Origin of the sequence: Mycobacterium sp., assembly GCF_035274705.1 — a bacterium.
Taxonomy (GTDB): domain Bacteria; phylum Actinomycetota; class Actinomycetes; order Mycobacteriales; family Mycobacteriaceae; genus Mycobacterium.
This window is the reverse complement of sequence record NZ_DATENY010000014.1, coordinates 1-6,959: the sequence shown is the minus strand read 5'-3', so window position 1 is coordinate 6,959 and position 6,959 is coordinate 1. Positions and strand designations below refer to the sequence as shown.

General features: G+C 67.3%; 7 protein-coding genes. 3 read left to right on the top strand and 4 right to left on the bottom strand.

From position 1 onward, the window contains the following. The 3 genes from VJV41_RS03195 to VJV41_RS03185 form a co-directional block, all read left to right on the top strand. On the top strand, positions 1-398 hold a 398-nt coding region (locus VJV41_RS03195; RefSeq protein WP_325331030.1), incomplete at its 5' end, for an LLM class flavin-dependent oxidoreductase. Positions 399-577: 179 nt separating this feature from the next. Next, a complete protein-coding gene (locus tag VJV41_RS03190) occupies positions 578-1,918 on the top strand; it encodes a DEAD/DEAH box helicase (protein WP_325331028.1) in 1,341 nt (446 codons plus the stop codon). Positions 1,919-2,107: 189 nt separating this feature from the next. Next, complete coding sequence (locus VJV41_RS03185; RefSeq protein WP_325331026.1) at positions 2,108-2,980, top strand: LysR family transcriptional regulator; 873 nt, start codon at positions 2,108-2,110, stop codon at positions 2,978-2,980. 189 nt (positions 2,981-3,169) lie between these two features. On the opposite strand, the gene VJV41_RS03180 is transcribed toward VJV41_RS03185, so the two are convergent. The 4 genes from VJV41_RS03180 to VJV41_RS03165 form a co-directional block, all read right to left on the bottom strand. After that, positions 3,170-4,507, bottom strand: coding sequence for a hypothetical protein (locus tag VJV41_RS03180; protein WP_325331024.1), 1,338 nt, complete (start codon positions 4,505-4,507; stop codon positions 3,170-3,172). A gap of 2 nt (positions 4,508-4,509) precedes the next feature. Continuing rightward, positions 4,510-4,812 carry a type VII secretion target gene (locus VJV41_RS03175; RefSeq protein ID WP_325331022.1) on the bottom strand — a complete coding sequence of 101 codons (303 nt, stop codon included), beginning with the start codon at positions 4,810-4,812 and terminating at the stop codon, positions 4,510-4,512. A 44-nt stretch (positions 4,813-4,856) separates the two neighbouring features. Beyond that, the gene (gene glmM, locus VJV41_RS03170; protein WP_325331020.1) at positions 4,857-6,194 is read right to left on the bottom strand and encodes a phosphoglucosamine mutase; all 1,338 of its coding nucleotides are present in this window, start codon (positions 6,192-6,194) and stop codon (positions 4,857-4,859) included. Positions 6,195-6,346: 152 nt separating this feature from the next. Continuing rightward, on the bottom strand, positions 6,347-6,784 hold the full coding sequence (locus VJV41_RS03165) for a hypothetical protein (RefSeq protein WP_325331018.1): 438 nt from the start codon (positions 6,782-6,784) through the stop codon (positions 6,347-6,349). Positions 6,785-6,959: the final 175 nt, after the last annotated feature.

The following is a 6,959-nucleotide window of genomic DNA, read 5'->3' as shown; positions in this document are numbered from 1 at the left end:
TGGGCCCATTGGACGTCATGGTGAGCGCGAGCTTGGCGATCGGCGATGACGTGGATGACCGATTAGCTTGGGCAAAGCCACAATTGGCGCTATATATCGGCGGTATGGGTGCCCGTGGCCGCAACTTCTATCACAACCTGGCCACTCGCTACGGGTTCGGCGAGGTGGCCAACCACATTCAGGATCTGTATTTGAGCGGCAAGAAGGCCGAGGCCATCGACGCGGTTCCCGACGAGCTGGTGCGCCACACGTCTCTCGTCGGCCCGCGCGGGTTCGTCAAGGAGCGCCTGGCCGCCTACGCCGAAGCCGGCGTGACGACGCTCTTGGTGCATCCGCTCTCCGGTGAGCGCCGCGAATCTGTGCGGTATGTCGAGGAATTGCGCGCCCTGTTGCCGTAGCGATTACAGCCATTCGCCGGTGAGCCGGTAGACTGATGCGCAGCGGCAACGTCTGTTCTGCCTTTTGCCGCTTCTCGATCGTCATACCGAGCGCCGCGGATCATCCGCGCCGGGCAGGACGACCACTCTAACTTTCGGAGCTTTAACCCTTGTCTGTTCAAATCGCCAGTGGGACAACCGTGCCCACTTTCTCCGACCTCGGCCTGCCCCAGGCTGTGGTCGCCGTTCTTACCGCCAACGGCATCGAAAGCCCATTCCCGATTCAGGCGGCGACGCTGCCCGACTCGTTGAACGGGCGCGATGTCTTAGGCCGTGGCCGCACCGGATCGGGCAAGACATATGCGTTCTTGCTGCCGATGGTGACGAGACTCACAACCAACCCGTCAAAGCGCGCCCCGGGCCGGCCGCGGGCGCTGATCCTCGCCCCCACCCGCGAACTCGTCGCTCAGATCGACGCGGCGCTTGCGCCGCTGGCCGCTGCGACGAACCTTCGCTCGGTCACCATCTTCGGTGGAGTCGCCCCCGGCCCACAGATTCAGAAACTGCGTCAGGGCGTCGACGTCGTCATCGCCTGCCCAGGACGGCTGGAGGACCATGTGCGGTCCGGCCACGCCGACTTGTCGGGAATCGAGATCACCATCCTCGACGAGGCTGATCACATGGCGGATCTCGGATTCCTGCCGCCGGTCAAGCGACTGATGGACAAGACCCCGCGCAACGGTCAGCGAATGCTGTTTTCGGCCACGCTCGACGGTGGCGTCGACGTGCTGGTCAAGCGCTACCTAACCGAACCCGTCGTGCATAGCGTCGATTCGGCGCAATCGCCGGTGGCCGCCATCGATCATCACGTGCTGCATGTGGACAAGGGGGCACGGATCCATGTGCTGGCCGACCTCGCCGCGTCGCCCGGCCGCACCATCGTCTTCGCACGCACCAAACACGGCGCCAAGAATCTTGCCCGCCAGTTGAATTCGCGAGGTGTCGCCGCAGTCGAGTTACACGGAAACCTGTCGCAGAACGCCCGCACCCGCAATCTTGCCGCCTTCTCCGACGGTACGGCCGTGGTTCTGGTGGCCACTGACATCGCCGCGCGCGGCATCCACGTCGACGACGTGAGTCTCGTCGTCCACGCCGACCCGCCCATCGAGCACAAGGCGTACCTGCACCGGTCCGGCCGCACAGCCCGCGCCGGAGCCGACGGCACCGTGGTGACGCTGATGATCGACGAGCAGGTCTCCGACGTGCGCCAGCTGACCCGCAAAGCCGGCGTGAAGCCGACGATCACCCGGTTCAGCGGCGCGTCACATCCGGTACTGCACGAAATCGCGCCGGGCGAACGGAAATTCGGCGAACCCCTGGTTCTCGCAGCACCCACGAACGCCCAACCTCAGGAGCAGCGTGGGCGTCGCAAACCGAACCGGCGAAACCATACGGGTGGCGGTGGTCGCAGTTCGACCAAGAGCGGCGGACGGACTCACTCCGTTGCATCGTTCTCAGCGAACATGTCCCGCGGCCGCTGACGCTTGTAGCCCTTAGACGAGGGTCCGTTGCGCCGTCCACGCTGAGCACGGACGCGACACCCAGGCCGATGCCGGAGGTGCCGCCGATGACGAGGACTCGCGCGTTCTTCAGGCTCATACATCCACTGTCGGGCCGGATCGGGGCCGCAGTCCAAGACCCTTTTCGTCGCCAAGCGATACCCTCTGGGTATGGCCGCGCCGGACCTCGACATGCGTAAACTCCGCTACTTCATGGCGGTGGCCGAGGAACTGAACTTCAGCCGCGCCGCCGAGCGGCTGCACATTGCACAGCCGGTGCTGTCGCGCCAGATTCGTTCGCTCGAAAACGAACTCGGCGTGCAGTTGTTCGAACGCGACTCGCGCGGAACTGAATTGACCGTCGCGGGGAAGCAGTTGCTCGAAGATGGCCGCTTCCTACTTGCCGAGTCAAAAGCGGTGCAGGAGCGGCTTTCTCGTGCCGCCGATCTGACGGTGACGGTGACCGTCGGCGTCATGCCCGGCCTGTTGGCGACGGCCGCGGCGGTGGCGTTCGAAGCCGGCGGTCCGTCGCGGCGTGCCGTCGTGGTGCAAGTCGGCTGGGCTGAACAGGTCGACCTGGTCCGGTGCGGCGAGCTCGACGTGGTGTACGCGCGTGAGCCCATCGACCACCGCGGGCTGGGCACCGCGCCGCTGTTGGAGGAGCCGCGGGTCGTCGTTTTGCCTGCGGGCGATCCGCTGGCGAAGAAGCGTTCCGTGCGGTTGGCCGATCTGGCATCCAGACGCCTCTTGCAGGATCCGGCCACCGTGCCGGAGTGGTATGCGATGGCGACACCCGAGCATCGACGCGCAGGCCAGACCGCGCACACCGTGGAGGAGAAGCTCGAACATGTCGCTGCGCGTGAAGGGTTCGTGATCCTGCCGCGCTCGACGACGGCGTACTACCGCAGGCCGGACGTTCGGGTGCTGCCACTCGCGGATGTCGAGCCCAGCCGGGTCACACTGATCTGGGACGCAGCGACCGACAACCCGGCCCGCGACGCATTCGTCAGCGCGGCGCTTGCATGCCGCGATCAGACGATCTGACGCTGGTCTGAAGACGCGTTGACCTGTTAGGCAGCGTGCAGGTCGGCGAGGTGAACACCTATCCGGACCTCCACTTCACTGACCGTGATCATTGGAGTCCCGAGCCCTCTGCGCCGCGGAAACGGCGCGATCTTCCTCCGCCATTCTCACCAGTTCTTCACATAGCTGCGCGTTCAACCCACGCTCCGATCACTCTCCCACTTGCGGCAGTTCGTCGGCCGCGATCTCACACGGCGTCTTGTCAGCCACAGAATCGGGCACAGGCTCCACTGGTGGCTGAGCAGGCTCGGGCGGTGGCGGAATCGGGGTCGGCGTGGGTTCGGCGAGTGGCTCTTCGACGGGCGGTGGCGGTTCATCGGTTTGGCAGTCGTCGACGGCGACAGCATCCGTCGCGATGGGTTCGCCGGCGGCCTCTTCCTCGTCGGCCTCCTCCTCATCGGTGTCGTCGACGGGTTCGTCATCCTCGTCGCTTCCATCTGGTTCGGGCTCGTCGGGCTCCGGGTCGTCGAGCTGCGGCGGATCGGCAAGCCCGTCGTCTGCCGACCCCAGCAGACCGCCGAGCGCATCAGCGAGCTGCTGACCGATGCCGGAAAAGCCACTGCCGATATCCGGCATCCCGCCAAGCGACGGCATCGACGGCGGCGCAGCCATTGCCGGCGCGGTTGCGGCGGGGTCGGCCGCCGGCGGAGTCGGAGCGGGCGGCGCCGGCAGCGGGTCTACCGCACCGGGCATCGACGGTGGAGCGGCCGGCGCGCTCCATGTAGGCATGCTCGCAACAGGACTTGCGGCGGCCGCAGGGGTCGTCGCGATGTCATCGTCCCGCGGCGGCGGCGCCCAGGACGGACCGAGATCACCTGGCACCTCGAACACCGCGGCCCGTTCGGCCGCCAACTCAGCGGTCGCCGCGTCGTACAGATCCATTACCGCGGCCGTCGCAGAACGCATGGCGGCCAGCCAATCCCCGCGAATATCGTTGTCCACGAACGGCTTTACCTGCTGGTCGATCAGTTCACTGGCCGCTGCCCGGTCACCCGCGCCGGTGGCGACCGTCTGCGCGGCGGCCAACCAGTCATCCTGTGCGCGCTGGCCCACGGCCACGGTCGTCGCGACTTTTCCGTTGACAACCTCCCACAGGTTGTCCCTCAGCGCCGCCAGCGCGTCGGCGGCCGTACGCACCGCAGAGCCCGCAGCCGCCGACGCGTCCTGGTGGTAGCGGAGAAACGAGCGTGAAGCGTCTGCACCGCGACCCTGCCAGGCCGCCGACACCGCCGCGAGCTGGTCGTCCTGGCGCGCCATCGCAGCCGACACCGCTGACACCGCCGCATCGAGCGCTGCACAGTCGTTGTCGAGGGCTCGCAAGTCGAGCCCGTCCTCGGTGCCGTACAAGTCGCGCACCTGCTCGGCATGCATCGTCAGGTCCGGATTCTGATAGCCCAGCAGATGGCACGCCCACACGTAGTTTGCGATGTCGTCGACGGCCGGTCGACCTTCGGCCAATCGTGAAGCCGCATCGAGCTTTTCGGCCACCGCTACCCCACTCGCCGCGCGGCGCGGGCGTCGGCTTCGGCGTACCGGTCAGCAGACATCCGCAACACCAACGCGATCTCCCGGTTGGTCCGCGACCACTGCCGCAGTTGATCCGTGATCCGGTCGACGGCGGAACGCAGGGCATCACCGCGCGCGGTGTGCATGCGTCCCGCGCCGGCGCCGTCGAACTCGAAGTTCAGATGCGTGCGCACCGCGCCGTCGACGATGTCAGCGCAAGCCTCGTACTGGCGTGCCACAGCGAGCAGCGCGGCAACATCGACGCGCGCGGCGTCAGGTTGTCCCATGTTCAGCTAAGACGCCGGCGATGCCCCGCCGGTTCCAACGGATTTCAGCGCTCGGCGCTGACCGACTCCGCGACCTTGACGGCCAATTGCCGTGCGGTGTCCTCGTCGGCCGCCTCGACCATGACGCGCACGACTTGCTCGGTTCCCGAGGGCCGCAACAGGATTCGGCCGGTGTCGCCGAGTTCGGCCTCGGCCTCGGCCACCGCGGAGCGCACCGACGGCGCATCGGCAACTGTGGCCTTGTCGGCGACCTCAACGTTGATCAGAACCTGGGGCAGTGTCTGCATGGGCTCCGCCAGAGCCGCCAGCGACGAGCGAGTCTGCGCCATCCGCGACATCAGCCGCAGGCCGGTGACGATGCCGTCGCCGGTGGTGCCGAGTGTCGGCATCACGATGTGGCCCGATTGTTCGCCGCCGAGGGAGTACTCCCCCGCCCGCAGCTCTTCGAGCACGTAGCGGTCGCCGACGCTGGTGGTGCGCACCTCGATGCCCGCCGAGCGCATGGCCAGGTGCAGGCCGAGGTTGCTCATCACGGTCGCCACCAGTGTGTTGGAGGCCAGCTCGCCGGCCTCTCGCATCGCCAGCGCGAGCACGACCATGATCGCGTCGCCGTCGATGACGCGGCCGCTGGCGTCGACGGCGAGGCATCGGTCAGCATCGCCGTCATGGGCCAGCCCGAGATCCGCGCCGTAGGACACCACGGCCGACTGCAGGGCTTCCATGTGCGTGGACCCGCAGCGGTCGTTGATGTTCAAGCCATCGGGATCGGCGTTGATCGCGATGACGTTGGCGCCAGCGGCGCGGTAAGCACGCGGGGCGGCGGTGGAGGCGGCGCCGTGCGCACAGTCGACGACGACGGTCAGGTCGTCGAGCCGCGTTGTGACGGCCTTGCCGGCGTGGCGCAGGTAGCGATCGAGGGCGTCTTCGGCGTTGATGACGCGGCCGATGCCTGCGCCGGTCGGCCGCGCGCCGGGCCCTTGGTTGGCGAGCTCTTCGATGCGGTCCTCGGTGGCGTCGTCGAGCTTGTGCCCGCCGGGGCCGAAGATCTTGATGCCGTTGTCGGGCATCGGATTATGCGATGCCGAGATCATCACGCCGAAGTCGGCGTCATAGGCACTCGTCAGATATGCCACCGCCGGCGTCGGCAGGATGCCCACCCGCAAGGCGTCGACGCCCTCGCTGGTCACCCCGGCGATCACCGCCGCCTCGAGCATCTCGCCGCTGGCGCGTGGATCGCGGCCGATCACGGCGACGCGGCGCGGAGTACGGCCAGTGCTGCCCAGCCGTCGAGCAGCCGCCGCACCCAGCGCTAGCGCCAGCTCGGCGGTTAGATCCTGGTTGGCGACTCCGCGCACCCCGTCAGTGCCGAACAGTCGAGCCATGCCGACAAACCTCTCATAGATGGCGCCCCGAGGGCCAACCGGCGACGTCAGCACCCGTGCCGCTGCTCAATCGGTACCGAATCGAGACCTGAGTACGCCCCACCGCCCGCACCCGACTGGACACGGGCGGTGAGGTCGGCTGATACGGAGAGCTACCGCGCGGCGGTGGTCGTCGGCGCCGCGGTCGTCGAGCTCGACGGCGTGGTCGGCGTGGTGGAGCCGCGGTTCTGCCCCGGGGCGTTCTCCGAGTTACCCGGGCCGTTCTGAGCGAACGTGAAGGTCAATCCGCCTTCGACGTCCGCGCATGTGCCGGGCACCGGCGTGTCGTTGACGTCGAGGGCCTGGAGCGCCGCAGCGGTGATACCGGCACTCGAGCAGGCGGAATTGGCGAGCGCCTCAGCGCTGGCCAGCGACACGTCCTGAAGGACGCCAACCTGCTGGCCACCGGCCGTCACAGTGACGTTGACCTTGCCGTCGTTCACAACGGACTGGGCAGGCGGAGCTGCGTGTGCAAGGCCGAGACCCGCCGCGGCTACCAGCGAGCCTCCCAGTACTGCGCCTGCGGCAGCGTTCTTCACGATGGTCCTCATCAGTCAATTACTCCCTTTCAGTCCGGAAGCAACGGTCCGATCCCCCAACGGGTCTGGCTGATCGACCCATATCGGCGACAGATTCGGTCTGCCGCACGCCTACGGCGCCCGCGCTTCCGCCGAGTGGGCTTCCACGATCACAGGTGAACTCAAACCGATATTGAAGAAGTCCCAG

Bases quoted from the DNA above. Each gene is read 5' to 3' on its own strand.
- VJV41_RS03185 (WP_325331026.1), top strand. From the start codon at position 2,108: ATGGCCGCGCCGGACCTCGACATGCGTAAACTCCGCTACTTCATGGCG.
- VJV41_RS03175 (WP_325331022.1), bottom strand. From the start codon at position 4,812: ATGGGACAACCTGACGCCGCGCGCGTCGATGTTGCCGCGCTGCTCGCT.
- glmM (WP_325331020.1), bottom strand. From the start codon at position 6,194: ATGGCTCGACTGTTCGGCACTGACGGGGTGCGCGGAGTCGCCAACCAG.
- VJV41_RS03165 (WP_325331018.1), bottom strand. From the start codon at position 6,784: ATGAGGACCATCGTGAAGAACGCTGCCGCAGGCGCAGTACTGGGAGGC.